This window comes from Microbacter sp. GSS18, from assembly GCA_029319145.1.
In the GTDB taxonomy this organism is placed as follows: domain Bacteria; phylum Actinomycetota; class Actinomycetes; order Actinomycetales; family Microbacteriaceae; genus Microbacterium.
Genome location: CP119753.1, coordinates 3673252 through 3698346, shown reverse-complemented (window position 1 = coordinate 3698346; position 25095 = coordinate 3673252). Strand labels below are relative to the sequence as shown.

The following is a 25095-nucleotide window of genomic DNA, read 5'->3' as shown; positions in this document are numbered from 1 at the left end:
GGAATCGATGCACTCCGCACACTGTTATATCGACATCCATCGATATACGGGAGATCCTCGTGACACTCATCGACCTCATCCCCGCCGCGCCCCGGGCGGGCCACCTCGCCTCGCTTCCGATCGCGGTCATCGGCGCCGGCCCCATCGGGCTCGCCGCAGCGGCAAACCTGATCGAGCGCGACCTCGACGTCGTCGTCCTCGAAGCCGGCGACCACGTCGGCGCGAGCGTGCGCGAGTGGGGGCACACGCGTTTCTTCTCCCCGTGGCGCTACCTCGTCGACCCCGCGGCCCGGCGCCTGCTCGAGGGCGCGGGGTGGACGCCGCCGGCACCCGACGGCATGCCCACCGGCGACGAGCTGATTCACCGGTACCTCGCACCGCTGGCCGCCGTGCCGGCGATCGCCGCGAGCCTGCGCACCGGCGTGCGGGTGACCGACGTGTCGCGCGAGGGCATGGACCGCACGCGCACGCGCGGCCGGTCGGCCGCCCCGTTCGTCGTGCGCACCCGCCGCGCGGACGGGAGCGTCGAGCGCCTCGCCGCGCGCGCGGTCATCGACGCATCCGGCACGTGGACGACCCCCAACCCGCTCGCGAGCGACGGGCTCGAACTCGACGGATTCGACGAGATCGCGGACGCCGTCACCCACGCCCTCCCGGACGTGCTGGGACGGGACCGCGAGCGGTTCGCCGGGCGGCACACGACGGTGGTGGGCGCCGGGCACTCGGCGGCGAACACGCTGCTGGATCTGGTCGAGCTCGCCCGGCAGGTGCCGGGAACGCGAGCGACGTGGCTGATCCGCAACCCGCAGGCTGCGCGCGTCGCTGCATCCGCCGAGGACGACCTCGCCGGACGGGCCGCCCTGGGCAGCCGAGTCCACCGCGCCGTGACCGATGGACTCATCGACCTGCTCGACGGGTTCGAGATCCTGCGGGCGCACCGCCACGAAGACCGCGTCGCGCTCATCGGGCACCGACGCGGCGCGATCGCGACCCACGAGACGGACACGGTCGTGAACGCGACGGGTTTCCGCCCCGACCTCGCGCCGCTGCGCGAACTGCGCCTGGACCTCGACGACATCGTCGAGGCCCCGCGCAGGCTGGCACCTCTCATCGACCCCAACATCCACTCGTGCGGCACGGTCGAGGCGCACGGGTTCCGCGAGCTCGCGCATCCGGAGCAGGGGTTCTTCCTCGTCGGCATGAAGTCGTACGGCCGCGCGCCGACCTTCCTGCTCGCGACGGGCTACGAGCAGGTGCGGTCGGTCACCGCGTGGCTGGCCGGCGACGCCGCCGCGGCGGAGGCTGTCGACCTGTCGCTTCCCGCGACGGGCGTGTGCTCCACCGGCCTCGGTGGATCGGGATGCTGCTGACGGCCGTGCGCACCATGGTCGCCGCCGACTGGCCGGCCGTCGCCGAGATCTACCGGCAGGGCATCGAGGACGGCGAGGCGACCTTCGAGGCCGCGGTGCCGTCGTGGGAGACGTTCGACGCGGGCCGGCTGGCCGCTCCGCGGCTCGTGGCGATCGACGAGACGGACGCCGTGGCGGGCTGGGCCGCCGCGGCACCGGTCTCGTCGCGCGCGGTGTACCGCGGCGTCGTCGAGCACTCGGTGTACGTCCACCGCGAGGGCCGCGGCCGGGGCTTCGGACGGGCGCTGCTCGACGCGTTCATCGACGCGGCCGACGACGCCGGCGTCTGGACGATCCAGTCGAGCGTGTTCCCCGAGAACGCCGCGAGCATCCGGCTGCACGAGCGCGCCGGATTCCGCGTCGTCGGCCGGCGCGAGCGCATCGCGCGGTCGAGCGTCGGCCCGCACGCGGGGTCCTGGCGCGACACCGTGCTCATCGAGCGGCGCAGCCTGCGCAACGGGCTCGCCTGAGAAGACGGCCGGCCCGCGCCCCGTGGTGACGAGGCCAATAGACTGCCGTCTATGGATCGCGAGCCCGGAACCGCCGCCGTGACGGGCGCGCGCGGACTGGCATCCCTCGCCGACCCGACGCGCGTGCGGATCCTCCACGAGATCCGGCGGGCCCCGGACGGGCGCGCGATGGTGAGCCGCCTGGCCGAGACGGTCGGGCTGCGCCAGCCCACGGTCAGCCATCACATGCGGGTCCTGCTCGCCGAGGGCATCGTGACCCGCGAGCAGGACGGCCGGCGCGCGTGGTACGGCATCGCGCCCGGGCACGAGCAGCGCATCGCCGCGCTCCTCGACGCCGAGGCGACCCCGACGGCAGACCCCGACCTGGAGCGGATCGCCGGCGACCTCGCGGCGCGCTTCCGCGGCATCCTCTCACCCGAGACGGTCACGCGGTGCGTGCAGGAGTCACGTGATCTGCTGCTCGCCTCGTCGTCGGGCCCGCTGCTGACATCGCGCATCAGCGCGTTCGCCGCGAGCCGCCTCGACGCCATCGTGCGCGCCGAGGGCCGACGGACCGGCGATCGCCCCGATGTGCTGTTCGTGTGCGTCAAGAACGCCGGCCGCTCCCAGATGGCCGCCGGGATCCTGCGACACCTCGCGGGAGACCGCGTGGTCGTGCGCACGGCCGGCTCCGCGCCTGCGGCATCGCTGCCGTCGACGATCGTCGCGGCCCTCGACGAGATCGGGGTGCCCGTGGGCGGCGAGTTCCCCAAGCCCCTCACCGACGAGGCGGTCCGCGCGGCCGACGTCGTCGTGACGATGGGCTGCGGCGATGCGTGCCCCGTCTACGCCGGCCGCCGCTACCTCGACTGGGAGCTGGATGATCCGGCGGGCCTCCCGCTCGACGCCGTGCGCGGCATCCGCGACGACATCGCGATGCGCGTGCGCGCCCTGCTGTCGGAGCTGCTGCCGGCGACGTGAAGCCTCGGTGGACATTCCCATAGATGCTGATCTATGATTTGCTCGTCGAGAGAAGGAGTCCCCCATGGCCGACAAGCCGACCGTCCTGTTCGTCTGCGTCCACAACGCCGGACGCTCCCAGATGGCCGCGGGCTTCCTGCGCGAGCTGGGCGCGGGTCGCATCGAGGTGCTGTCGGCCGGCTCCGCGCCGAAGGATCAGATCAACCCCACCGCCGTCGAGGCCATGGCCGAAGAGGGCATCGACATCGCGGGCAACACCCCGAAGGTGCTCACGGTCGAGGCCGTGAAGGAGTCCGACGTCGTCATCACGATGGGCTGCGGCGACGCATGCCCGATCTTCCCCGGGAAGCGCTACGAGGACTGGGTCCTCGACGACCCGGCCGGTCAGGGCATCGAGACCGTGCGCCCCATCCGTGACGAGATCCGCCGCCGCGTCGAGGAGCTCGTCGCAGAACTCGTGCCCGCGGCATCCGCTTCCTGACACCCGCCGCGCGGCCCACGAGCCGCGGCGTTCGGATCCGCGCGGCCCACGAGCCGCGGCGTTCGGATCCGCGCGGCCAGGAGCTGCGGCGTTCGCGCAGGCGACCGCGCGCCCGGCTACGCCAGCGTGTCGAGGATGCCGGCGAGCAGCTCGAACGTCGTCAGCGGGCTGATGATCGCGAAGCGCAGCACCGGCTCGCCGCGATGCGAGCTCGGAACGACGAACCCGGCCTGCTCCTCGAGCAGCTGATCCGACCACGCGGCGTAGTCGGCCTGGCTCCACCCCTCGCGGCGGAACACCACGACGGACAGCTGCGGGTCGCGCACGAGGGACAGCCCCGGTCGCCGCTCGATCTCGTCGGCGATCTCGCGCGCGAGGTCGATGCCGTGCTCGATCGCCGCGCGGTACTCGTCGGTGCCGTGGGTGGCCAGCGAGAACCACAGCGGCAGGCCGCGGGCGCGGCGGGTGAGCTGGATACCCAGATCCGACGGGTTCCAGTCGGCGCCGCCGGTCAGGGTGTCGAGGTACTCGGCCTTCTGCGTGTGGGCGAGCAGCGCCTCGTTCGGGTCGCGGTAGATGAGAGCGCACGCGTCGAACGGGGCGAACAGCCACTTGTGGGGGTCGACGATGAGCGAATCGGCCTTCTCGACACCGGCGAACACCGGACGCATGCGATTGACGAGCATCGCCGCGAGGCCGTACGCGCCGTCGATGTGGAGCCACACGCCGCGCTCCTTCACGACCTCGGCGACCGACGCGATGTCGTCGACGATGCCGAAGTTCGTCGTTCCCCCCGTCGCGACGACCGCGAAGACGGCGTCGCCGTGCTCGTCGAGGGTGCGTGCGACGGCGTCGCCGTGGAGGCGCCCGTCGTCACCCGTCGGCACATCGACCACGTCGACGTCCATGACCGCGGCCGCCGACGCGATCGACGAGTGGGCCTCGGCGCTGCCGACGACCGCCCACCGGGCGGGGTCCGGCCGCCCGAGGTCTCGGTTCCGCCGCCGCGCGGCATCCCGCGCCGTCACGAGCGCCGACAGGTTGCCGATCGTGCCGCCCTGCATGAACACGCCTCCGGCGCCGGCGGGCAGGCCGAACTCGGCGGCCAGCCAGTGCAGCACCTCGTTCTCGGCGAAGACCGCTCCCGAGCCCTCCATCCACGAGCCGCCGTACACCGATGACGCCGACACCACGAGGTCGAACGCGATCGCGGCCTTCGTCGGCGCGGACGGGATGAACGACAGGTAGGCCGGGTGGTCGGTCGTCACGCACGCCGGGGCCAGCACGTTCTCGAACAGGGCGATCGCGCGACGCGCCCCGATCCCGTCGGCGCTGATCGAGCCCGACGCCAGCCGCGACAGGTCGCGCGGGGTCAGCGGCTTGTCCAGCGGGACGTTCTCGTACACGGCGCGGCGCCGCGCGTAGTCGAGCACGTCGTCGACGATCGCGCGGGTGTCGTCCGAGATCGCGTGCATCTTCTCGGGCGGGACGGATGCGGTCACTGCTGCTCCTTCGGGTCACCTCACAGTAGGGAGGGGAGGATGCGAGAATCAACATGCCCACCTCGCCCGATCCGAAGGAGCCCGGATGAGCCGCTTCCCCCGTTCCGTGTTCGACCATGGCACGGAGCCGGACATCCGGTTCACCCTCGCCAACGAGCGCACGTTCCTGGCGTGGATCCGCACGGCACTGGCGCTGCTCGCGGGCGGTGTGGCGCTCGAGGTCCTGGGGCTCGATCTCGTGCCCCACCTGCGGCTGGCGGCGTCGCTGACGCTCGTCATCTCGGGCGCGCTCACCCCGGGTCTGGCGTGGGTGAACTGGATGCGGACCGAGCGTGCGCTCCGCCTCGAACAGCCGCTGCCCGGTTCGCTGCTCGGACCGGTGCTGTCCGTGGCCGTCAGCGTCTCGGCTGTGCTCGTGCTGCTCGCGGTGCTGCTCTGATGGCGCTGTTCGACCCGGGCCTGCAACCGGAGCGCAACGAGCTCGCGTGGCGTCGGACGACGCTCGCGATCGCGGCGGGCTCCCTCGTCGCGCTGCGGCTGCTGCCCGAGGTGTTCGGCCACGCCCTGTGGGTGATTCCCGGCGCGGTCGGTCTCGTCGTCTCCGGCGGCGTGTGGATCGCGGCCCGCCGCCGCTACTCCACGGTCTCGGCGTCGGCGATCGCGCACGGCGACCGCGTCCCGCATCCCGACGGGCGGCTGCCGCTCGTCCTCGCGGTGTTCGCGACCTCGGTCGGCGCCCTCGGCCTCGCGATCGTGGTCGCGATCGCCCTCGCCGGCTGAGCCGCGGAAGTGCCCCGCCGTGAGAGGGTAGCCTTTCCCGAGTGACTGAAGACCGGCCTTACATCGTGGCAACAGACGGAGCGTGCAAAGGCAACCCCGGCCCGGCGGGCTGGGCGTGGGTCGGCGAGGACGGCCAATGGGCCGCCGGGTCCATCCCGAAGGGCACCAACAACATCGGCGAGCTGATGGGTCTGCTGCGCGCCATCGACGACCACCGGGACGTCCGCAACCTCGTCGTGCAGGCGGACTCCAAGTACGCCATCGACACGTACTCGTCGTGGATGGACGGCCACCGGCGCCGCGGCTGGAAGACCTCGACGGGGTCGCCCACCAAGAACCGCGAGCTGCTGGAGCAGCTGATCGCCGCTCGCGACGCGCGGCGGGCGGCGGGGATGCCGGACGTCGTGCTCGAACATGTGCGCGGGCACTCCGGGCACGTGCTGAACGAATGGGCCGACGAGCGCGCCGTGCGCGCCTCGACGCACGCCGCGAAGGGCGTCGAGAGCGCGTGGTCCTCGCTGTCCGGCCAGGACCGGCTCGACGTCACGGCCGCACCCTAGATCGCCGCCGCGGCGGCGTCCGCTCTAGGTCTTGAGCGAGAGCAGGCGCTCGGTGTCGCCGAAGACCTCGAGCCCGGCGACCTCGGCGACGCCCTCGAGGAGCGTACGGCCGTCGTGATCGCGATGGCGGAACGCGACGCTCGTGTCGAGCGTCTCTTCCACGCGCTGATGCATCGCGGTGCGCAGCGGCGCGTGCAGCAGTCCGCCCCGCGTCCGCTCGGCATCGAGCTCGAGCGTGCCGTCGGGCCCCTCCACGGCCCATCGGACGTGCGTGTCGGTGATCTGCAGCCGGCGTTCGCGTGATCGGTTGTAGGTGGTCCACTTGTGCAGGCGCCCGCTGTGGCGGAAGCCGATGATCGAGCCGCGGAACGACGACCCCAGCCACGGGATGATCGCCACCGATGCGATGAGCGAGGCATCCGCGCCGTCCCCGACCGCGGCGTCGACGTGGTTGCTCGCGAGCCACACGTAGCCCGAGGGGAACGCCTGTCCCCAGTCCTTCTCGATGTAGCCGCGGCCGCCCTCGAACGACGTCGGCGCTCCCTCGACCTCGACCGTTCCGCTCAGCCGGTGCCCGAATGAGACGATGCCGTGGAAGCACTCCATGAACGGCACGAGCCCGTACCACCCCATGATGCCCGGCTCGCGCAGCGTGACCGGCCACGGCTCGAAGGGGGACGTCACGTCGATGCGACCGCGCAGCTGCGGTACGTCGAGCGTGAAGCCGCCGGCGTCGAAGGTGTTGGGTCCGACGGCGACCTCGAACCGGTCATCGGCCGCACGGAAGGCCTCGACCGGGTACCGGTGGTACCAGGACCGGCCGGTCAGCCCGTCGAGCACCTGGACGAAGGCCTCGTCGTCCTGCGTCCCGGCGGCATCGAGGCCTTTGAAGACGCCGGGGATCACCGCCCACCGCTGCGCTCGATCGGCGCTGATGAGTTTGACGTACCACCCCTCGAAGAATCCCTTGTGCACGCCGCGGCCGTGGAAGGCCTCGGGATGCCGGACGCCTCGCAGCCATGCCGCCGGGGATCGCATGGTGCCCACTGTAGGGGGTGTGCGGCGGTGCGGACCTCGTCGGGCCGCACCGCCGCATCGGGCCGGGTGACGCGCGCCGGGCGTCCCCGGCCGTCACCTCACGGCTGGTAGCGGTCGGCGAGGAACTCCAGCGGAGGATCGCTCACGAACGCCGACCCGCTGTCGTCCAGCGAGGCGGCGAGCTTGTTGAGCTTGGGCACCGAGCTGCTCGCGCCGCTCCAGTGACCGGTGACGACGCGCTCTTCGAGCACGACGATGCCCGCGGCGACCTCGGCCGGCGTGAAGGCGCAGTGCCCGTCGCGCTCGACGAGCATCTGGCGCAGCAGGCCGTTGTCACCCTGGCCGCGCACGTCCTCGGCGTACTCCTGCTCGACCTGGACGGGGGCGAGGATGTCGACCGTGGTGTGCAGGCTCAGCACCGGCATCTGCAGGTCCCCGGTCAGCCCGGAGTGGCCGAACAGCGTCTCGAGCGAGCCCGGGTCGGCGGTGATGTCGGCGGTCTCGGTGAGGAGCTCGAGGTCGGCCTTCAGGTCGAGACCCGCCTCCTTGTAGAGCTTGGCGACGTTCTGACGGTCCGCGGACTTCTGGAACAGCTTCGCGTAGTCCACGCCGGCGTTCCACGTGGCATTGCCGCCCGCTGCCGTCTCGATGTCGTAGCGCCCCGCCGTCACGAAGCCGATGGTCTGCGTGAGCAGGTCGTACATCGACTCCTGCCACTGGTCGAGGTCGCCGGAGTCGTCGCCCGGCAGGTGGAACAGCGCAGCGGCGAGCGCGTTGCGCGCCTGCCCCTCGGGAGTCGCCTGCGCCGCACCGACCGCGCCGAGCAGCGCACCCGTCGCCGCGAAAGCGGAGCCGAGCCCGGTCGCGCCGTAGCCCTCGATCTGGATGTCGTGCTCGGGGTCGATGAGCTGGTTGATGGCGTGCGCCGCGTCGAGCTGATAGTTGTTCAGGTCGACGCCGCCCTCCATCAGCCCGCACGTCGGGAGCGCGCCCTCGATGATGTCTCCGGCCGTCTCGGCGATGCGCCCCGTGACAAGGCCGCCCATCGACGTGCCGTAGGCCATGATGTGCTCCGGCTCGATGCCGCTGGCCTCGAGCGCCGCGTCGAGCGAGCCGAGCTGGTCGTCCACCGCCGTCGGCAGCGCCCAGCCGCGCTCTGCATACCCCGAGCCGACCAGGGCGTAGCCCATGTCGAGGAGAAGATCCTCCGTCGCCCCGTTCGGCGCGATCTGCGCGGGGTTGGCGGAACCGGCGAACGACGGACGGTAGCCGTGGCTGTACAGCAGCACCGTGCCGTTCCAGTCGTCGGGGACGGCGAAGCTCCACTCGGTGCCGTTGGGCAGCGTTCCGCTGTAGTCGTCGGTCGCGGCGAGGGCGGGTGCGGCGGGGAGGGCGACGGCGAGCAGGGCGCCGGCGGCGACCGCGACTCCTGCCGTCCTCATTCGGGTGCGCCCGCGGGCGGGCGCGCTGGACTCGGGCATGCGAACTCCTTCGTTCGAAGCGGGATCTCCTGCACTCAATTAACAGGAAACTTGATGGTTGCTCAAGTCCCGCGTCGGAACCGCTCGAGTCCGTACCGCCCTTCGCCCAGCCAGTGGGCGAGCGTTGCGCGGTCCTGCGGACCGAGGGAGCCGAAAGCGGCAGTCTCGATGCGTGCGACGTCGGGTCGGATCTCGGCCAGCAGCGACCTCGCTGCGGGCGTGAGGGAGATCACGAGCCGGCGCCGATTGTCAGGATCACGGTGGCGCTCGATGAGCCCGGACGCCTCGAGCGCGCGGACCACCCCGTCCATGGCCTGGGCCGAGACGAACGAATGGCGCGCCAGCTGGGCCGCGCTCTGCTCGGGATGCTGCTCGAGCACAGTCAGCGCCGTGTACTGCGTCACCGTGATCCGTCGGGCCCGCAGCACCGCGTCCAGAAGCGCGCGGATCACCGCCTCGAGCTGCTTGACGAGATAGATCAGCCGCGGCCCCTCGGGCTCACGCCCGTCGGATTCATCCCCCATGTGCACTCACCCTATGGCGCGCGCCGCCGCGTGCACACCGCGGTCAGCCGTGGTGCTGGGACGCGTGGGCGTGCGAGGAGTGCTCGTGGACGTGATGGTCGCAATCGCATCCGTCGCCGGCCATCGGCAGGAGCGGACGTCCGGCGACCGGCGTATCGGCATCCGTCGTGTCGAGCCGGCAGAAGCACGACGCCTCGATCGGCACATCCGCCAGGGCCTTCGCGAGGGTCAGCTGTCCACCGACGATGCGCGCCTCGCCGTGCCGGCCGAGACGGCGCAGGCACTCGTGGTACCCGTGCAGACTCCACACGTTCGCGGGGTGCTGCAGGGCGCGGGGAATCGTGCCGTCCACCCCGAGGTCGGCCTCGTAGACGGCGCAGGCCTCTGCGACCCTTCCCTGCTCGAGCAGCAGGGCTCCGTAGGCGTGGCGCGTGGGCTGCATCCAGCCCCACGGCTCGTCGTAGGGCAGGTGGTCGTCGAGGTCGATCGCGCGGCGCAGGTGGTCGAATGCGGCGTCGATCTCGCCGCGCCGGTACGCCAGTTCCCCGGCCAGCATCTCCTCGGCGACGCCCAGGATGTCCCGGCAGGTGTTGTTGAACAGCATCCGCGATTCGGGCACCGCTTCGAGCGCGTCGGCGAACAGACGCTGCTCCTCCTCGGCGCGGACCACGTCCCCCGACGCCGCCGCGGCCACTCCCCTGCCGTAGCGGATCATCGCCGTCGTGACCGCGTACAGCTTCGGATCGGCCGGCAGGGGCAGCGCGAGCAGGTCGTCCCATCTCCCGAAGCGGACGAGCACGTGCACCCGCATCCCCACGAACCCTTCGAGCCAGTCCGCCATCGGGGGCGACTCCACCCGCAGCAGCTCCTCGGGGATCGAACGCTCGAGGCGCCCCGCGGTCTCGAGCGCGACGGCCGACTGGCCGAGGAAGAGCGCGCCGTACACGCAGAAGTGGTAGTCGTGCGACCGGTACAGGGTGTAGAAGTTCATCGGCCCGCGGCGCTCGAGGTAGCGCTCATCGACGGCGATCGCCTCGAGGTTGCCGGCGACCACGCGCCGGTAGTCGCCGCACAGCACGTCGAGATGCGTGGGCATGTGCTGCAGATGCCCCGCGTCGGGCACCAGACCGCGCAGCCGATCCGCGACGGTCAGGGCCTGCTCGGGGGTCGCCGACATCTCCATCAGGTGGATGTACATGTGCAGAACGCCCGGATGCCGCGTGCCGCCGGGCCGGGCGAGCGCCCTGTCGAGCACCGCCCGCGCCTCGATCGCCCGCGAACCCGGGGCCGGCTCGCCCGTGGCGAGATCCCACAGCTGCCACGGCGTGAGGTTCATGAGGGCGTCGGCGTAGAGCGTGGCCACGTCCGCGTCGTCGGCGTGGGCCTCGTACACGGCGCGCATCGCGTCGGCGTAGGGCGGGTCCCAGATCGAGCAGTCCTCGGCAGGGACCCCCGCGGGGTAGCGCGCCCGGAGAGCGGCGACGAGCGCTCGCTCGACGGGCGACGCGCCCTCGGCCAGTTCGCCGGCGCGCTCCACGGCGGCATGCGTGCGCTCCACGCTCGAGACGAGATCCTCCTCGTCGAACGCCTCCCACGGCTTGTTGTAGTTCGGTCCGAGCGCGTACGCGATGCCCCACCACGCCATCGAGCATTCGGGGTCGAGCTCGGCGCAGCGTTCGAAGCACCGTACGGCCTCTTCGTGGTTGAATCCGTACGTCCAGTTCAGTCCGCGATCGAACCACACCTGCGCCTCGGGCGACGACGTCGTCACCATTCGCGAATATCTCCCCAGGTCGAAGGGGTAGTCCTCGTCCGCAGCCGTCATGCCCCCGGCCTACCAGCGCGTTGCGGGAGGTTCAAGAGCTGCGGCGCGCGAACGGAGCCGTCTCCGGGAAGAATGGAGCCGTGACGCGCGACCTCCCCGGGGCGACCGGACCGGACCACCCCGCCCTGCTCTACGTCGAGGACGACGCCGAGATCGCCGAGATGACGATCGAGGTGCTCTCGGACGTGTACCGCGTCGACCACGCGACCGACGGGAGCGCGGCGCTGGATCTGGCGCTGCACCATCGATACGACGCCATGGTGGTCGACCGGCGGCTGCCCGGCATGGACGGGGCGGCGTTCATCGAAGCGGTGCGCACGGCCCGCATCACCACGCCGGTGCTCATGCTCACTGCGCTCGGCTCGGTCGCCGATCGCGTCAGCGGATTGGATGCGGGCGCGAACGACTACCTGGTCAAGCCGTTCGACTACGACGAGCTCCTCGCTCGTCTGCGCGCGCTCCGGCGCGGTTTCCAGGCGACCGGCCGCAGAAGGACGCTCGGTGCGTGGCTGTTCACCCCCGACTCCTTCGCGCTGTACAGCCCGACCGAGTCGCGGGTCGCCCTGACCGCCACCGAGGCGGCGCTGCTCGAGCTGCTCTCCGCGAGCCCCGAGCACGTCTTCAGCCGAGACGAGATCCTCAGCTCGGTCTTCGCGGCCGGGGATGCGCCGGGATCGGTCGACACGTACGTCCACTACATCCGCCGCAAGTCCACCCCCGAGATCATCGAGACCGTCCGGGGACGCGGGTACCGGGCGGGAGCGCCGACGTGAGCGACATCGACGACCGCCGGCGCGTCCGCTCGGCAGCAGTGCGGGTCGGGCTGTGGGTCGGCGCCGCCTCCGCCCTCATCATCGCCGCGGGTGTGGCGATCCTGGTCACGGTTATCCTCGTGCGCGCCCGCCCCGAGCGCGAAGAGGAGCACCACACGCTCCCCGCAGGCGGTGCAGGAGGCGGCGACGAGATCGTGGTGGATGTCGACCGCATCCTCCCCTGGGTCATCGCCCTGGGCGTCCTCGGCGTGCTGCTGCTGACCGTCGTGGCGTGGCTCGCCGCGCGCCGGTCGGTGCATCCGCTCGCCGAGGCGCTGCGCGCTCAGCGCGCCTTCGTGTCGGATGCCAGTCATGAGTTGCGCACGCCGCTCACCGCGCTCGACAGCCGGATCCAGATCGTCCAGCGCCGCTACGAGCGCGGCGATCCGATCGATGACGCCCTGGTGGATCTGCGTCGCAACGCCTCCGCGATGGACGACGTGCTCACCGACCTGCTTCTGACCGCCGAGTCGGATGCCGCCGGCGAGCTTGCCGTCTCGGATGCTGTGGCGTGCGCGCGCGATGCCGCCGCCGCGCTGGCTCCGGTCGCCGACGAGCACCACGTCTCGATCGTCGTCGACGCGCCGCCCCACGCCCCGGCGGCCATGGCATCCGTGACGCTGACGCGCCTGTGCATCGCGCTCGTCGACAACGCCGTGCAGCACTCCCCCGACGGCGCCAGTGTGCGCGTTCGCGTCGAGCGCGCCGACGGTCGTGTGCTCCTCCGCGTCGAGGACGAGGGGCCGGGGATCGAGGACGATCAGCGGGAGCTGATCTTCGAGCGGTTCGCACGGTCGGGCGAGAGCGGCCGCAGACGGGGATTCGGCTTGGGACTGGCGCTCGTCCGCGATGTCGCAGACCGACACGGCGGGGCGGTGAGCGTCGAACGGACCTCGCCCGCCGGGACGACGTTCCTGCTCGAGCTTCCCGCGGAGGACGCTACGCCGAAACGCCGGCGACGGTCTCGACGCTGACGGGGGTCGCGCCGGTCCATCGCCGTGTGCGACCGGCGTCGTCGACGAGGATCCCCATGCGTGTGCCGGCGCCCGCCAGCCACGTCAGGTCGTCGAACCCCGCGACGGTCGCCGCCGTCGCCCACACGTCGGCGGCGGTCAGCGCGTCCGCGACGACGGTGGCCGAGGCGACTCCGGTGACGGCGGCGCCGGTTCGCGGGTCCAGGATGTGGCTCCCCCGCTCGGCCGACCCGCTCGTGGCGACAGCGCCGGTGCGCACGTCGACGGTGGCGACGAGATCACCGGGCCGTGCGGGATCGGCGATGCCGACGTGCCACGTCCAGTCGGCACCCTCGGCGGTGAACAGCTGCATGTCGCCGCCGGCGTTGATGCCGACCGCGATGACGCCCGTCCGCGAGAGAAGAGGTTCGAGGTGTCGGCGCGCGGCGCGCTCCACCGCCCACCCCTTGACGTAGCCGGTCGGATCGAAACCGCCCTGCCAGCTCGCCGAGAACATGCCGTTCGTCGCGCGCTCCCACTGTGCGCATGCCGCGAACACCTCGGCGACGTCGGGCCCCGCGTCGGCGAGCGCCAGGTCGCCGCGTCGGATCCGCGAGATCTCGGAATCCTCCCGGTAGGGCGAGAATCGTCGGTCGACCGCGCGGAGATCCGCGAAGCACGCCTCCATCGCCGATCCGGCGTCGATCTCCGAACGCCGGTCGGTGAGCACGTGGATGCTGACCGCCGTGCCCATGATGTGGCGGACCTCGACCTGCCGCCCGGGTCCGATGTCCATCATTGCTGCGCCTGGTCGATCGCGCTCTGCAGCGACTCGATGTAGCCCCGGCTCGTGTACGTGGCGCCGGACACCATGCTGATGGAGGAGGACTGCGCGCTGACGGTCTCGTCGGCCAGGATCGGCAGCGAGTACTGACTGATCTGGAGGTCGCGCCCGTCTCGCGACGGGTACTGGGGGACGTCCACCGACGTGATCTTCCCGCCGGACACCGTGATGGCGACCTGGACCGCTCCGTAGCGCGTGCTCACGGCCGAGCCCGTGTACGTCCCATCGGCGAGGCTCGACGACGAGTCCGCCGAGGACGAGCTCGACGCGGAGCCGCTCGATCCCGACGTCGTCGATCCGTCGTCTTCGGCGGACTCGTCGTCCGCCGATGACTCGGAGCCCTCGTCGTCGCCCGACGACGAGGTGCTGTCCGCTGCGGTGCTCGATGTCGTGTCGCTGGAGATGGTCGCGGCGGATGCGTCGACGGCCGTCTCGTTCCACGACGTCTTGTAGCTGAACAGCAGGACGAGTCCGCTGAGGGTCGCGAGCACGCTGTAGATGATCTTCTTCACGGTGACTCCAGGGGCTAGACAGCGAACGCTTCGCTGTGGATGCGGTCGGGGGCGATGCCGGCGGCGCGCAGGTCGCGCGTGACCTCGTCCATCCACGGAACGGGCCCGCACAGGTAGACGTCGTACGCGGCGAGGTCGGGCGCGAGGCTCCGGATCACATCGGGGCCCTTCGATGTGATGCCGGCCGGCAGCCAGGCCGAGCCGCGGTGCGAGCGCGGCCCGTTGAGCGTGAAGTGGCGCACTCCGCGCTGGGCCACCAGCCGCCCGATCGCCTCGAGCCGGAGGGCATCGGCATCCGAGTGGTCCCGTGTGAGCAGCGTGGCGGATCCCGGGGCGAAGGCCGCCCCTTCGAGGATGGAGACGAGCGGTGCGACACCGGCGCCGGCGCCGATCATGAGCAGCTTGGTGCCCGTCCGCGCACTCTCGGTCATGTGGCCGTAGGGCCCCTCGAAGAGAACGCGCGTGCCGGGCTTGAGCTTGGTCATGCGTCGTGTGCCGTCACCGACGATGCGGGCCGAGATGGTCAGCTCGTCGGCGTCGGGAGCGGCGGCGAGCGAGAACGGGTGGCCGCGGGTCCACCCGGTCCCGTCGAGGAAGCGCCACACGAAGAACTGGCCCGGTTCGGCGCGGAGTCCCGAGACGTCGCGGCCGGTCATGCGCACCTCGATCCCGTTGCGGCCGTCGCGCCGCACGCCGGCGACCCGAAGTCCGTGGCGCCACGACCGTCCCAGCGGCACGCCCACACGCCAGACGAGCACGGCGGCCGCGGTCGTCGCCCACAGACCCCACCAGTAGGCCGTGGCGAGGGGCGAGGCCAGGAAGTCCGCGCCGGTCCAGAGCATGTGCGGGATCGCCAGCCCCACGCCGAGGTAGCCGTACAGGTGCAGCAGGTGCCACGACTCGTAGCGCAGCTTGCGTCGCGCTCGGCGGATCGATGTGATCACGATCATCACCAGCAGGATCGTGCCCGCCGTCGCGAGCAGCATTCCCGGGTACTCCCAGATGAACTGCCACAGCTGGACGAACGGATTGATGGCGGCCTGCGCGGCGTATCCCGCGACCAGGAGCACGATGTGCGCCATGAGAAGCCAGAACGACCAGAAGCCCACGAGGCGATGCATCCGCGTCATGCCGTCGTGCCCGAAGCCGCGCTCGAACAGCGGGATGCGGGCCATGAGGAGCACCTGGTACAGCAGCAGGTTCGCCGCGACGAGTCCGGTGACCCGCCCCAGCGTGTTCAAGGTCTCAGCCGACCCCGAGAGGAGGTCCTGCACGCCGCCTCCGGTCACCCACAGGGCGACGACGACGAGGCTCGTGAGCCAGATGACCGTCACGGCGAGTACGTTCCACGCCGTGCGGGACCGAGCCGATCGCCGGCCGACCGGGAACGGCGGCGCCGTCGGTGCGGTCCGCGCGCCGGGAGCCGCGATTCGAGGGGAGGTCAGGGTTGCCATGCCCTCATGCTGGAGCGCCGGCTCTGAGACGACGCCAAGAATCGACCGTTCTCGGCGATCTCATAGGACCGTCATAGGCTCCGCATCGGCCCAGCGGCGCGCTTTGCCTGCGGCGGGGGCGGATGCGATGCTGACAGCATGTCGCTGCGAGCTCGACTGCTCACGGCCCTGTCGGGAGACCCCGAGGGCGCACCGCCATGGGTGCTGCGCCTGGCGGAGGGCGACGACGAGGGCTACTTCGCCGAGGACGGGCCGGCGTGGACCGTCCACGCCGGCATGGGCACCCTCGTGGCCGGCATCCGGGCCCTGCTCGTGCAGGCGCTTCATCCCGGACCGCTCGCCGGCGTGCAGGACTGGTCACGCTACCGCGAGGACCCGCTGGGGCGGCTCGCAGGCACGGTGCGCTGGGTCATGTGCGTGACCTACGGCTCGCGTGGGCAGGCGGACAGCGAGACCCGGCGCATCGGCCGACTCCACCAGCACGTCCAGGGGACGTACACCGCCGGCGACGGCACGGAGCGGCCGTACGCCGCATCGGACCCGCGGATGCTCGAGTGGGTGCACTTGGCTTTCACGGACGCGTTCCTCACGTGCCACGAGAAGCTCGTGGGCGCCGTTCCAGGCGGCGCGGACGCCTACGTCGCCGACTGGGCGACGGCGGGTGCGCTGATGCGCGTCCCCTCTCCGCCGACGACGAAGGCCGCGCTGCACGCGCGCATGGACGAGTTCCTCGAGCGCGGCGACCTCGTCGGCGGCGCGGACGTCGACGAGGTGGTGCGGTTCCTGCGTCGTCCGACGTTCACGGGACCGATGATGAGCCTCGGCTACCGTGTGCTGTTCGCCGCGGCGGTCGCCACGATCCCGCGACGGTATCGATCGCTGCTGGGCCTGCGGCGATCGCCGCTGCCGGTGATCACCTTGTCGAGGATCCTTCTGCCGATCATCGGACGAGCGCTCGAAAGCGGCGGCCCGCGCGCGAACGACCGCGCACGCGAGCGTCTCGCTCGGCTGCGCGCAGAGCGCACGGACCTGAATTCGTCGTGTTAACGCCGAATGGCCACCCTGCGTTGGGTGGCCATTCGGTTAATGGAAGTCCGGCGGTGTCCTACTCTCCCACAGGGTCCCCCCTGCAGTACCATCGGCGCTGAGAGGCTTAGCTTCCGGGTTCGGAATGTGACCGGGCGTTTCCCTCTCGCTATGGCCGCCGAAACACTATTGATGTTTCAATCAGTCGCAATAGCGAACATGGTTCGTTGATTGCTGATCCCCGACCGTACATCGGGAACCACTCAGTGGACGCAAGCACCAGAAACGGTGTGTTATCAAGTCATCGGCTTATTAGTACCAGTCAGCTGCACGTGTTGCCACGCTTCCACATCTGGCCTATCAACCCAGTAATCTGGCTGGGAGCCTCTCACCCGAAGGTATGGAAGTCTCATCTTGAGGCCGGCTTCCCGCTTAGATGCTTTCAGCGGTTATCCATCCCGAACGTAGCTAATCAGCGGTGCTCCTGGCGGAACAACTGACACACCAGAGGTTCGTCCAACCCGGTCCTCTCGTACTAGGGTCAGATCCTCTCAAACTTCCTACGCGCGCAGCGGATAGGGACCGAACTGTCTCACGACGTTCTAAACCCAGCTCGCGTACCGCTTTAATGGGCGAACAGCCCAACCCTTGGGACCTACTCCAGCCCCAGGATGCGACGAGCCGACATCGAGGTGCCAAACCATGCCGTCGATATGGACTCTTGGGCAAGATCAGCCTGTTATCCCCGAGGTACCTTTTATCCGTTGAGCGACAGCGCTTCCACAAGCCACTGCCGGATCACTAGTCCCGACTTTCGTCCCTGCTCGACCTGTCAGTCTCACAGTCAAGCTCCCTTGTGCACTTACACTCGCCACCTGATTGCCAACCAGGTTGAGGGAACCTTTGGGCGCCTCCGTTACTTTTTGGGAGGCAACCGCCCCAGTTAAACTACCCACCAGGCACTGTCCCTGAACCGGATCACGGTTCGAAGTTAGACATCCAGAGTGACCAGAGTGGTATTTCAACAACGACTCCACGAACACTGGCGTGTCCGCTTCAAAGTCTCCCACCTATCCTACACAAGCCACACCGAACACCAATACCAAGCTGTAGTAAAGGTCACGGGGTCTTTCCGTCCTGCTGCGCGTAACGAGCATCTTTACTCGTAATGCAATTTCGCCGAGTTCGCGGTTGAGACAGTTGGGAAGTCGTTACGCCATTCGTGCAGGTCGGAACTTACCCGACAAGGAATTTCGCTACCTTAGGATGGTTATAGTTACCACCGCCGTTTACTGGGGCTTAAATTCTCAGCTTCGCCTTGCGGCTAACCGGTCCTCTTAACCTTCCAGCACCGGGCAGGCGTCAGTCCGTATACATCGTCTTGCGACTTGGCACGGACCTGTGTTTTTAGTAAACAGTCGCTACCCACTAGTCTCTGCGGCCTCCAAACGCTTTCGGAGCAAGTCCTAATACGTCGAAGGCCCCCCTTCTCCCGAAGTTACGGGGGCATTTTGCCGAGTTCCTTAACCACGATTCTCTCGATCTCCTTGGTATTCTCTACCTGACCACCTGAGTCGGTTTGGGGTACGGGCGGCTAGAACCTCGCGTCGATGCTTTTCTCGGCAGCATAGGATCACCCACTTTTCATCCGCATCGTGTCTCAGCCTGTATGAGTCACGGATTTGCCTATGACTCGGCCTACGCACTTGCCCCGGGACAACCATCGCCCGGGATGGGCTACCTTCCTGCGTCACACCTGTTAATACGCTAGCCGCACCAGCATGGGGTCGAGCGTTCGCTCAAGCGTCTTCACCCCGAAGGGATCCGTACATCCTGAGTTAGGACTCTTAGCACCACTGGATTAGCTTGGGCGGTTCTTCGCCGGTACGGGAATATCAACCCGTTGTCCATCGACTACGCCTGTCGGCCTCGCCTTAGGTCCCGACTTACCCAGGGAAGATTAGCTTGACCCTGGAACCCTTGGTCTTTCGGAGGACGTGTTTCTCACACGTCTTTCGCTACTCATGCCTGCATTCTCACTCGTGTAGGCTCCACGGCTGGTTCACACCGCCGCTTCACTGCCCACACGACGCTCTCCTACCCATCAACACGGCTGGACCACGAAGGCCTACCAATAATGTCAATGCCACAACTTCGGTGGCGTGCTTGAGCCCCGTTACATTGTCGGCGCGGAATCACTTGACCAGTGAGCTATTACGCACTCTTTCAAGGGTGGCTGCTTCTAAGCCAACCTCCTGGTTGTCTAAGCAACTCCACATCCTTTCCCACTTAGCACGCGCTTAGGGACCTTAGATGGTGGTCTGGGTTGTTTCCCTCTCGACTATGAAGCTTATCCCCCACAGTCTCACTGCTGCGCTCTCACTTACCGGCATTCGGAGTTTGGCTGACGTCAGTAACCTGGTGGGGCCCATCGGCCATCCAGTAGCTCTACCTCCGGCAAGAAACACGCAACGCTGCACCTAAATGCATTTCGGAGAGAACCAGCTATCACGAAGTTTGATTGGCCTTTCACCCCTATCCACAGCTCATCCCCTCAGTTTTCAACCTAAGTGGGTTCGGCCCTCCACGACGTCTTACCGTCGCTTCAGCCTGGCCATGGATAGATCACTTCGCTTCGGGTCTAGGACACGCGACTGAATCGCCCTATTCAGACTCGCTTTCGCTACGGCTACCCCACACGGGTTAACCTCGCCACGTATCGCTAACTCGCAGGCTCATTCTTCAAAAGGCACGCTGTCACACCTACCAGGGGTGCTCCAACGGTTTGTAAGCAAACGGTTTCAGGTACTATTTCACTCCCCTCCCGGGGTACTTTTCACCTTTCCCTCACGGTACTTGTCCGCTATCGGTCATCTGGGAGTATTTAGGCTTATCAGGTGGTCCTGACAGATTCACACGGGATTTCTCGGGCCCCGTGCTACTTGGGATACGCTCCACGCCAGAACACGCATTTCGACTACGGGGCTGGCACCCACTATGGCCCGCCTTTCAAGACGGTTCGTCTACACGCTTCTGTCACGCCGGCTGCTCGGCAGAACAACCAGGAACGTCCCACAACCCCCCACACGCAACCCCTGCCGGGTATCACACGCATGAGGTTTAGCCTGATCCGCGTTCGCTCGCCACTACTGACGGAATCACTGTTGTTTTCTCTTCCTGCGGGTACTGAGATGTTTCACTTCCCCGCGTTCCCTCTACCCGCCCTATATATTCAGGCGGGAGTCACCAGGTCGGCACGCCGCCTGGCGGGGTTTCCCCATTCGGACATCCTCGGATCAAAACTTGCTTATCAGTTCCCCGAGGCTTATCGCAGATTGCTACGTCCTTCTTCGGCTCCAGATGCCAAGGCATCCACCGTTTGCTCTTAAAGACTTGAAATCACATGAGTTTCATCAAGAATCGAACCCAGACCCCGAAAGGCCCAGGTCAGAAATTGACTAATGATCTTTAAGATCATCTATAACGAACCAGCCGAAAAGCCGGTTCGAAGATGCTCGCGTCCACTGTGTAGTTCTCAAAGTACGGGCGGTACCCACCCCGCTGCCGACAAACCCGCCGGCACCAAAGATGGGCCCTGAGGATTCAGTCACGCCACAACCCCGAAGGATCGCAGCGCACCCGGTCCCTCAGGACCCAACAGCGTGCATGCCCCCACCCGACGGGCCCAGACCGTTCCAGCCACCGAAGTGACGTACTAGCTCCAAACCCCTCACGATGAGGGCCTTGTCAAATGTTCCACCCATGAGCCCCGGTCGAGAACATTCGTCTCGAATCCGGCTCTGTCACTCCGAAGAGTGCAGTGCTCCTTAGAAAGGAGGTGATCCAGCCGCACCTTCCGGTACGGCTACCTTGTTACGACTTAGTCCTAATTACCGATCCCACCTTCGACGGCTCCCTCCACAAGGGTTAGGCCACCGGCTTCAGGTGTTACCGACTTTCATGACTTGACGGGCGGTGTGTACAAGACCCGGGAACGTATTCACCGCAGCGTTGCTGATCTGCGATTACTAGCGACTCCGACTTCATGAGGTCGAGTTGCAGACCTCAATCCGAACTGGGACCGGCTTTTTGGGATTCGCTCCACCTCGCGGTATTGCAGCCCTTTGTACCGGCCATTGTAGCATGCGTGAAGCCCAAGACATAAGGGGCATGATGATTTGACGTCATCCCCACCTTCCTCCGAGTTGACCCCGGCAGTATCCCATGAGTTCCCACCATTACGTGCTGGCAACATAGAACGAGGGTTGCGCTCGTTGCGGGACTTAACCCAACATCTCACGACACGAGCTGACGACAACCATGCACCACCTGTTCACGAGTGTCCAAAGAGTTCTACATTTCTGCAGCGTTCTCGTGTATGTCAAGCCTTGGTAAGGTTCTTCGCGTTGCATCGAATTAATCCGCATGCTCCGCCGCTTGTGCGGGTCCCCGTCAATTCCTTTGAGTTTTAGCCTTGCGGCCGTACTCCCCAGGCGGGGAACTTAATGCGTTAGCTGCGTCACGGAATCCGTGGAAAGGACCCCACAACTAGTTCCCAACGTTTACGGGGTGGACTACCAGGGTATCTAAGCCTGTTTGCTCCCCACCCTTTCGCTCCTCAGCGTCAGTTACGGCCCAGAGATCTGCCTTCGCCATCGGTGTTCCTCCTGATATCTGCGCATTCCACCGCTACACCAGGAATTCCAATCTCCCCTACCGCACTCTAGTCTGCCCGTACCCACTGCAGGCCCGAGGTTGAGCCTCGGGTTTTCACAGCAGACGCGACAGACCGCCTACGAGCTCTTTACGCCCAATAATTCCGGATAACGCTTGCGCCCTACGTATTACCGCGGCTGCTGGCACGTAGTTAGCCGGCGCTTTTTCTGCAGGTACCGTCACTTTCGCTTCTTCCCTGCTAAAAGAGGTTTACAACCCGAAGGCCGTCGTCCCTCACGCGGCGTTGCTGCATCAGGCTTCCGCCCATTGTGCAATATTCCCCACTGCTGCCTCCCGTAGGAGTCTGGGCCGTGTCTCAGTCCCAGTGTGGCCGGTCACCCTCTCAGGCCGGCTACCCGTCGACGCCTTGGTGAGCCATTACCTCACCAACAAGCTGATAGGCCGCGAGCCCATCCCAGACCGAAAAATCTTTCCAGACACTAACCATGCGGTTGCGTCTCGTATCCAGTATTAGACGCCGTTTCCAGCGCTTATCCCAGAGTCCGGGGCAGGTTGCTCACGTGTTACTCACCCGTTCGCCACTGATCCACAGAGCAAGCTCTGCTTCACCGTTCGACTTGCATGTGTTAAGCACGCCGCCAGCGTTCATCCTGAGCCAGGATCAAACTCTCCGTAAAGAAAAATTGCATACAACACCGGGAAAAACAGTGCCGCAGCGAGTTTGATCTGACCAAAGAGATGTCATTGCTGACTATCCGTTGCCAACCCCACAAAGGGAGTTGGTCTTTGATCCAAAAGGAATTCTCAACCAGCCGAAGCTGGACGAGGATTATTTGGCATTTGACAAGTGCACGCTGTTGAGTTCTCAAGGATCGGATGCTCCCACCACTGACCCCCTCACCAGGAGGAGACCAGCCCCGCGGGGCAACTTCACTATCTTATCCCATCCGCGCTCCGTGTCAAATCGACCGGCGGCGCGTCCTGCGCTGTTCTGCGGCTCGTCGAGCTGCTTCCCAGACAGGGGGAATCCCTCACCTCACGCCGGCCAGACGTGCGTCTGTCCTGCGGATTTCGGTGGGGGTTGGTCCGCTGCTTGAGGGGGCGGGGCCTTCCGGCCGCTCCGCTCTTCCCTTTGGGGCGAACAAGAAATACTTTACGTGCCGTGGGCCCCTCTGGCGAATCCACCCCGCATCCCGGGCGTGTCGCACCCGGAGGGCATCGAGAATGTCCTGGTCAGCACGGTTGACGGCACTGACTGGCCGTTTCCGGCGGTCCGGAGCGATCAGCGCTCCGGAGCGTCGTCGACCCCCGCGGGGAAGTCCTCCTCGAGCTCGTCATGGTTCATGTGAGCTCCCGGAACCGGTCTGCGGAACGGAGGCGGCGGCGCGGTCTCGTCGAACGACGGCCCTCCGGCCGACCCATCCTCCTCGTCGAAGATGACGTCCTCGTCGTGGTCGATGTCCACGTCGGTATACGGCTTCGGAGGCGGCGGCTCGTGCGCCGGCATGAAGGGTTCCGCGCTGGACATACGGCCAGTTTCCCATCCGCTCCCCGGCGGTGGTAGAGGTCGACACGCCCTGATCAGTCGGCGATCGCGTCACCGAGGTTGTCCGTGAGCCAGTCGCACCAGATCGACACCGTGCGCCACCGCTCGCGGACCTCATCCAGCGCCTGCGGCGTCCACATCCAGTCCGCCGGGGCCTCGCGTCGTCCGACCGCCAGGCGCTTGAGTCGCAGCAGCCCGATGTGCGGATGATCGGCCGTGAACCCGCGCGGGGCTGTGCGCAGCGCATCGCCGGACATCACGTCGAACCCCGACTCCCGGACCTCGTCCAGCGTCGCCTCGAGGTCGCCGACCAGCCGATTGTCGTCGACGATCGCGCGGAACCGCGCGAGCACGCCCGGCGAGACGTCGTACAGCCCGCCCCCGGTCATGAGCCCGTCCGCGGAGAGCTGCAGGTAGTGGGCCGGCGACGACCGCGACACCAGGCCGATGTGGAGCTTGTAGGGCGACTTGTCCGCGCTGAAGCGCACGTCGCGGTATGGGCGGAAGATCTTCACCGGCCCGAACTCGCCGGCCAGTTCGTCGCCGATCGCCTCGAACGGCGCTCGCACGTTCTCGTCGTAGCGCGCCTTGTTCGCCGTCCACCATTCCTTCGTGTTGTGCGCCCCGAGGTCGGCATAGAAGGCGAGCGCGTCGGGATTCATGCCGGAGAAGCTCACGGGGCGATGCTAGCCCCGACAGCGCAGGACGGCGAGGGGCGGTGCGCGGTCAGAGCGCGCCGCCGGCAGCGGGCGGGGCGTCCGCTTCGACAGCGGCGCCCGAGGGCATGTCGCGGGCCACGAAGTTCTCGATGTCGAACAGGTTCGTCGTGCGCTCGGCGATGTTGAGCAGCGTCGCCATCGACGCGACCTCCTCGACCTGCTCCTTGAGGAACCACAGCATCGCCTGCTCGCCGAGGCCGTCGCCCTCGGCGCGGGCCGCGGCGAACAGCGCCTGGATCTGCTCCGACACGCGCTTCTCCTGCTCGAGCGAGAGACGGATCGGCTCGGTGTGGTCGGAGAACTCGGTCTGCACGTCGGGGACGCCGGGGATCGTGACCCCCATGTCGCGATCGAGGCGGTACTGGACCAGCATCATCGCGTGGTTGCGCTCTTCGACGGACTGGCGGTAGAAGTGGCTCGCGAGCTGGGGGAGATCGTGGTCGTCGAACCACACCGCGATCGCGATGTACTGCTGGCTCGCGGCGAACTCGTGGCCGATCTGCTCGGTGAGAAGCTGGTCGAACGTGGTCATGGTGCTCCGATCTCGAGGGCTCACGTGCTCGGCATCCGCGGGGGACGCGGTGCCACCTGCAGGATATCGACCCCCTCCCGCGGGCGCCCCGCCGACAGGGACGGGCGCCCGCGGGCGCGGGGCGTTCAGTTCAGCAGGTCCGCCATCTGCTTGCCGATCATCTCGGTCGCCATCTTCGGGTTGAGCCGCGAAAGCCGGTCCATCATGGCGGCATCCGAACCGATCGTGGCGCGGAAGCGGCCCTTCTCGATCGCCTCGACGATGACGCGCGCAGCCTCGGTCGGGCTGGTCATCTTGCGCTTGCTCTCGGCGCCCGCCTCGGGGGCGGCCTGAAGCCGCGCGCCCGAGTTCGCGGCGATGTTGGTGTCGATCGCGCCGGGGTAGATCGCCGTGACGGCGACGTTCGTCCCGAGCAGCTCGGCGTAGAGCGCCTCGGAGAGCAGCGACACGGCCGCCTTCGACGCGCCGTACACGGCCTGGCCGGGGACCGGCGCGTAGGCGCCCATGCTGGCGACATTGAGCAGCGATGCCTCGGGCCGCTCGGTCAGCAGCGGGAGGAACGCCTTGACGGTGTTGATGACGCCCCAGAAGTTCACGTTCATGACCTTCTCGATCTCGGAGTAGTCCAGATCGATGACGCGCTCGAACTTCTGGATCACGCCGGCGATGTTCGCCAGGCCGTCCACGGTGCCGTGTGCGGCGACGACGGCTGCGGGAAGCGCCTCGACCGCGGCGCGGTCGGTGATGTTGACGGCGTGGGCGGTGAAGCGGTCGCCGGCCTGCGCGAGCTCGCCGGTCTCGGCCAGGCTCTGCTCGTTGAGGTCGACTCCGGCGACGGACGCCCCGCCCGAAAGAAGCCGAAGCGCGACGGCGCGTCCGATGCCGCTGCCGGCGCCCGTGACGACGAAGACCTTGCCTGCGATGTCCATGATCTGATTCCTCTCCGCGCGCGCCCTCCGCTGGGCGCGCGCCCAAACTCACGCAACCGGA

The 25095-nt window shown here is 67.8% G+C and carries 22 protein-coding genes and 3 rRNA genes; 10 read left to right on the top strand and 15 right to left on the bottom strand.

The window, feature by feature from the left end; all coding sequences use genetic code 11:
- Positions 1–59: 59 nt before the first annotated feature.
- From P0L94_17110 to P0L94_17095, 4 genes are all read left to right on the top strand, one after another.
- A complete protein-coding gene (locus P0L94_17110; protein WES64170.1) occupies positions 60–1370 on the top strand; it encodes an FAD-dependent oxidoreductase in 1311 nt (436 codons plus the stop codon).
- The gene (locus P0L94_17105; GenBank protein ID WES64169.1) at positions 1361–1879 is read left to right on the top strand and encodes a GNAT family N-acetyltransferase; all 519 of its coding nucleotides are present in this window, start codon (positions 1361–1363) and stop codon (positions 1877–1879) included. Before P0L94_17110 ends, P0L94_17105 begins: the two co-directional genes overlap by 10 nt.
- Positions 1880–1930: 51 nt before the next feature.
- The gene (locus tag P0L94_17100; protein WES64168.1) at positions 1931–2839 is read left to right on the top strand and encodes a metalloregulator ArsR/SmtB family transcription factor; all 909 of its coding nucleotides are present in this window, start codon (positions 1931–1933) and stop codon (positions 2837–2839) included.
- A gap of 64 nt (positions 2840–2903) precedes the next feature.
- Complete coding sequence (locus P0L94_17095; protein ID WES64167.1) at positions 2904–3320, top strand: arsenate reductase ArsC; 417 nt, start codon at positions 2904–2906, stop codon at positions 3318–3320.
- Positions 3321–3436: 116 nt separating this feature from the next.
- Here the strand turns inward: P0L94_17095 and P0L94_17090 are convergent, their stop codons facing one another.
- Positions 3437–4822: an aminotransferase class V-fold PLP-dependent enzyme gene (locus tag P0L94_17090; GenBank protein WES64166.1), complete on the bottom strand. Its 1386-nt coding sequence runs from the start codon at positions 4820–4822 to the stop codon at positions 3437–3439.
- 85 nt (positions 4823–4907) lie between these two features.
- On the opposite strand from P0L94_17090, the gene P0L94_17085 reads away from it, so the two are divergent.
- From P0L94_17085 to P0L94_17075, 3 genes are read left to right on the top strand one after another with little or no spacing between them, the layout of a single operon-like run.
- Entirely contained in the window at positions 4908–5261 is a 354-nt protein-coding gene (locus tag P0L94_17085) for a DUF202 domain-containing protein (protein WES64165.1), read from the top strand.
- Entirely contained in the window at positions 5261–5602 is a 342-nt protein-coding gene (locus P0L94_17080; protein ID WES64164.1) for a DUF202 domain-containing protein, read from the top strand. The genes P0L94_17085 and P0L94_17080 overlap by 1 nt, the downstream gene beginning before the upstream one ends.
- A gap of 41 nt (positions 5603–5643) precedes the next feature.
- Positions 5644–6162, top strand: a complete 519-nt coding sequence (locus tag P0L94_17075; GenBank protein ID WES64163.1) for a ribonuclease HI — start codon at positions 5644–5646, stop codon at positions 6160–6162.
- A gap of 24 nt (positions 6163–6186) precedes the next feature.
- Here P0L94_17075 and P0L94_17070 read toward each other — a convergent pair whose 3' ends face one another.
- From P0L94_17070 to P0L94_17055, 4 genes are all read right to left on the bottom strand, one after another.
- Positions 6187–7200 (bottom strand): tocopherol cyclase family protein, encoded by a 1014-nt coding sequence (locus P0L94_17070; GenBank protein ID WES64162.1) that lies wholly within the window; start codon positions 7198–7200, stop codon positions 6187–6189.
- Positions 7201–7298: 98 nt separating this feature from the next.
- On the bottom strand, positions 7299–8681 hold the full coding sequence (locus P0L94_17065) for a hypothetical protein (protein ID WES64161.1): 1383 nt from the start codon (positions 8679–8681) through the stop codon (positions 7299–7301).
- A 62-nt stretch (positions 8682–8743) separates the two neighbouring features.
- On the bottom strand, positions 8744–9205 hold the full coding sequence (locus P0L94_17060) for a MarR family transcriptional regulator (GenBank protein WES64160.1): 462 nt from the start codon (positions 9203–9205) through the stop codon (positions 8744–8746).
- A gap of 43 nt (positions 9206–9248) precedes the next feature.
- The gene (locus P0L94_17055; protein ID WES64159.1) at positions 9249–11030 is read right to left on the bottom strand and encodes a hypothetical protein; all 1782 of its coding nucleotides are present in this window, start codon (positions 11028–11030) and stop codon (positions 9249–9251) included.
- A gap of 80 nt (positions 11031–11110) precedes the next feature.
- Between P0L94_17055 and P0L94_17050 the strand changes: the two genes are divergently transcribed.
- Both P0L94_17050 and P0L94_17045 read left to right on the top strand, forming a co-directional pair.
- Positions 11111–11803 carry a response regulator transcription factor gene (locus P0L94_17050; protein WES64158.1) on the top strand — a complete coding sequence of 231 codons (693 nt, stop codon included), beginning with the start codon at positions 11111–11113 and terminating at the stop codon, positions 11801–11803.
- Entirely contained in the window at positions 11800–12816 is a 1017-nt protein-coding gene (locus P0L94_17045) for a HAMP domain-containing sensor histidine kinase (GenBank protein WES64157.1), read from the top strand. The genes P0L94_17050 and P0L94_17045 overlap by 4 nt, the downstream gene beginning before the upstream one ends.
- Here P0L94_17045 and P0L94_17040 read toward each other — a convergent pair.
- Genes P0L94_17040 through P0L94_17030 form a run of 3 tightly spaced genes read right to left on the bottom strand, consistent with a single transcriptional unit; the run spans position 12782 to position 15605 of the window.
- A complete protein-coding gene (locus P0L94_17040) occupies positions 12782–13594 on the bottom strand; it encodes an FAD:protein FMN transferase (GenBank protein WES64156.1) in 813 nt (270 codons plus the stop codon). The two genes, P0L94_17045 and P0L94_17040, sit on opposite strands and share 35 nt — an antisense overlap.
- Positions 13591–14151, bottom strand: a complete 561-nt coding sequence (locus P0L94_17035; GenBank protein WES64155.1) for an FMN-binding protein — start codon at positions 14149–14151, stop codon at positions 13591–13593. Before P0L94_17035 ends, P0L94_17040 begins: the two co-directional genes overlap by 4 nt.
- 14 nt (positions 14152–14165) lie before the next feature.
- On the bottom strand, positions 14166–15605 hold the full coding sequence (locus P0L94_17030; protein ID WES64154.1) for a ferric reductase-like transmembrane domain-containing protein: 1440 nt from the start codon (positions 15603–15605) through the stop codon (positions 14166–14168).
- A gap of 138 nt (positions 15606–15743) precedes the next feature.
- Between P0L94_17030 and P0L94_17025 the strand changes: the two genes are divergently transcribed.
- Positions 15744–16652 carry an oxygenase MpaB family protein gene (locus P0L94_17025; protein ID WES64153.1) on the top strand — a complete coding sequence of 303 codons (909 nt, stop codon included), beginning with the start codon at positions 15744–15746 and terminating at the stop codon, positions 16650–16652.
- A 45-nt stretch (positions 16653–16697) separates the two neighbouring features.
- Here the strand turns inward: P0L94_17025 and rrf are convergent.
- From rrf to P0L94_16990, 7 genes are all read right to left on the bottom strand, one after another.
- A 5S ribosomal RNA gene (rrf, locus tag P0L94_17020) occupies positions 16698–16814 on the bottom strand.
- Between the two features lie 109 nt (positions 16815–16923).
- A 23S ribosomal RNA gene (locus P0L94_17015) occupies positions 16924–20030 on the bottom strand.
- Between the two features lie 432 nt (positions 20031–20462).
- Positions 20463–21985: ribosomal RNA gene (locus P0L94_17010) — 16S ribosomal RNA — on the bottom strand.
- The 16S, 23S and 5S rRNA genes sit together here, the layout of an rRNA operon.
- 605 nt (positions 21986–22590) lie before the next feature.
- On the bottom strand, positions 22591–22836 hold the full coding sequence (locus P0L94_17005) for a hypothetical protein (protein WES64152.1): 246 nt from the start codon (positions 22834–22836) through the stop codon (positions 22591–22593).
- A 53-nt stretch (positions 22837–22889) separates the two neighbouring features.
- Positions 22890–23531, bottom strand: coding sequence for a DUF2461 domain-containing protein (locus tag P0L94_17000; GenBank protein ID WES64151.1), 642 nt, complete (start codon positions 23529–23531; stop codon positions 22890–22892).
- Positions 23532–23580: 49 nt separating this feature from the next.
- Positions 23581–24105: a ferritin gene (locus tag P0L94_16995; GenBank protein WES64150.1), complete on the bottom strand. Its 525-nt coding sequence runs from the start codon at positions 24103–24105 to the stop codon at positions 23581–23583.
- 125 nt (positions 24106–24230) lie between these two features.
- A complete protein-coding gene (locus tag P0L94_16990; GenBank protein ID WES64149.1) occupies positions 24231–25034 on the bottom strand; it encodes an SDR family NAD(P)-dependent oxidoreductase in 804 nt (267 codons plus the stop codon).
- Positions 25035–25095: the final 61 nt, after the last annotated feature.